A 2434-nucleotide genomic window follows, 5' to 3' on the forward strand; every position below is an offset into this window, starting at 1 on the left:
GATCACAAGGGCGTCGATGGCTCTGCTCATCAGGGTTCCCCTATGTCTGCACCGGGGGCAATGATGGCAAGATCATTGTGCGGGCAGCGGGCAACCAGTTGTGCGAGCGGGGTACCGCAGGGCAGCACCAGAGCGGGCGCAATCTCGGCAAGGGGCAGCAGTACGAACGCCCGCTCCTTCATGCCGTAATGGGGAACGACGAGGCGCTCATGCCTGATGATCCGATCGCCATAGAGCAGCAGATCGAGATCCAGGGTTCTGGGCCCCCAACGCTCATCCTTGCGCACACGTCCCTGTTCCAGCTCGATTTTTTGCAGTTGATCCAGCAAGGCCAGAGGGCCGAGCCGGGTATTCAGCCGCACCACGGCATTGACGTAGTCCGGCTGATCCGCAGGGCCCATGGGGCGACTGCTGTAAAACGAGGAGGCCTGCTGCAACCGGGACTCCGGCAGCGCCGCCAGTGCGACGACGGCGCGGCGAGCCTGACCCAAGGGGTCAGCCAGATTGGAGCCGATGGCAACGAAGACCTCCGTCATGACGCTGGTGGTCACTGCGCCGCTTTCGGTTTGCGACGGCGCGGGCGACGGCGGCTGCGGCTGTTGCTATCACGTTTCTCGCCGTCACCGCTACGGGGTTCACCGGCTTGGGCATGCTCGCCGCTCGCAGGGCGGCGGGTCGCTTCCCGTTGCAGTTGCGGGCGTACATCCGGATTGGACTCTACATAGCGTTCCCACCAGCTGGCGAGTTCGCCGAGGCCGCGTTCGACCCGGTTACGCAGCAACAGGAAGTCGTAGGCCGCACGGAATTTCGGGTGTTCCATGGCCCGCTCGGGGTGACGACCCTGACGGCGGGTCAGTCGCTGTTGCAGGGCCCAGATGTCGCGGACATCGGTGGTGAAACGGCGCGGTACGGCGATGATCCGCACCTGGTTGTCCAGCACCTCGTTGATGGCCAGCATGAAGGCGTCGTGCCAGGGCAGACCGCTCTCATTTTCCAGCACGCGGGCGCGGGCTTCGACACAGCCCCACAGCAGGGTGGCGTAGAGGAAGGCCGGGGTGACCCGCTTGTCTGCGCGCACCCGGGTGTCGGTATCGAGCAGCGCCAGTTCGATGAACTGCTCGAACGGCGAGGTGCCGTGGGGAGTGAACAGGGCGGCTACCTGCGGGAACAGCGGCTGGAACAACCCGTATTCGCGCATCAGCTTGTAGGTCGCCAGGCCATCGCCAGCCAGGAACAGCTTGAGGGTCTCCTCAAACAGGCGGGCGGCGGGGATATCCTGCAGCAGTGATGCCAGCTCCTTGATGGGGGTGGCACTGCGTGGGCTTATGGTCATGTCCAGCTTGGCGGCGAAACGCACGGCGCGCAGCATGCGCACCGGATCCTCACGATAGCGGGTCTCGGGATCGCCGATCAGCTCCAGCTTGCGCTGGGCGAGATCCTCTATGCCGCCCTCGAAATCGTGCAGGGTGAAATCTCTGGCGCTGTAGTAGAGGGCGTTGACGGTGAAATCGCGACGCTCTGCATCCTCTTCAATGGTGCCGTAGACGTTGTCGCGCAGCAGCATGCCTTCATCAGACTGGGCCGACACATGCTTGCTGGTATTGACCTGATGGTGGTGACCCCGGAAGGTGGCCACTTCGATCACGTCACGACCAAAGACGATGTGGGCCAAGCGGAAGCGGCGGCCAATCAGGCGGCAGTTGCTGAACAGCGCCTTGATCTGCTCCGGCGTCGCGTTGGTCGCGATGTCGAAATCCTTTGGCGTCCTCCCGAGCAGCAGATCCCGGACACCCCCGCCGACCAGGTAGGCATCATAGCCCCCCTTGTTCAGGCGATAGAGCACCTTGAGCGCATTCTCGCTGATCTCTTTGCGCGAGATGGGGTGCTGGTCACGGCTTAAGGTACGGCGTTGCCCGGTTACGTGGGCTGGGATGGGAGACTCCACCGACTGCTCGCCGTCTTCCTTGCCGAGCACCTTGCGGCAAAAGTTTGCGATCTGGGAAAAAATGGTACACCTCTTCATGACTTCAAATTGACGGGAGGCCAAAAAATAGCGGCCTATCATAGCTCAGGCCTGACTAAATGAAAAACGATGTGGTTCATTCAAAAAGTTCAGGCTTGGCTAAACAAAAAATAGTGTTGTTCATGTCAGTGCGCTCAGGTCTGACCCAATGCAAAGTCAGGTGCTCCCTGTGCCAGGCTGATCTTCTCTCTGGCTGGAACCCGGTCGAGCCGCCAGTGGGTAATGCCCCAGCCGATGATCTCGTCAATGCGGCTCGCCATCAGCTCGGGGGGCGGGCATTGACCGAGAAAGTGCAGCGCCTGCCACAGGGCCGGCCTGACCTCGTCCAGCGCCAGTGCCGGCGCATGGTTCTGCTTCGACAACTTGTGGCCATCTGCCAGCACCGCCAGTGGCAGGTGCACCCAGGCGGGG

At 62.3% G+C, this 2434-nt stretch carries 2 protein-coding genes and 1 pseudogene; all 3 read right to left on the reverse strand.

Features of this window, described 5'->3' with window-relative positions; translation table 11 throughout:
• Positions 1 to 29: 29 nt before the first annotated feature.
• Positions 30 to 536 (reverse strand): 2-amino-4-hydroxy-6-hydroxymethyldihydropteridine diphosphokinase, encoded by a 507-nt coding sequence (gene folK / locus AAC083_RS15645; protein ID WP_042038516.1) that lies wholly within the window; start codon positions 534 to 536, stop codon positions 30 to 32.
• A gap of 11 nt (positions 537 to 547) precedes the next feature.
• Positions 548 to 2023 (reverse strand): polynucleotide adenylyltransferase PcnB, encoded by a 1476-nt coding sequence (gene pcnB, locus AAC083_RS15650; protein WP_042038517.1) that lies wholly within the window; start codon positions 2021 to 2023, stop codon positions 548 to 550.
• Between the two features lie 134 nt (positions 2024 to 2157).
• Positions 2158 to 2434 (reverse strand): annotated as a pseudogene (locus AAC083_RS23215) (tRNA glutamyl-Q(34) synthetase GluQRS); the annotation flags it as partial.

Origin of the sequence: Aeromonas sp. HMWF014, from assembly GCF_963878295.1 — a bacterium.
In the GTDB taxonomy this organism is placed as follows: domain Bacteria; phylum Pseudomonadota; class Gammaproteobacteria; order Enterobacterales; family Aeromonadaceae; genus Aeromonas; species Aeromonas popoffii.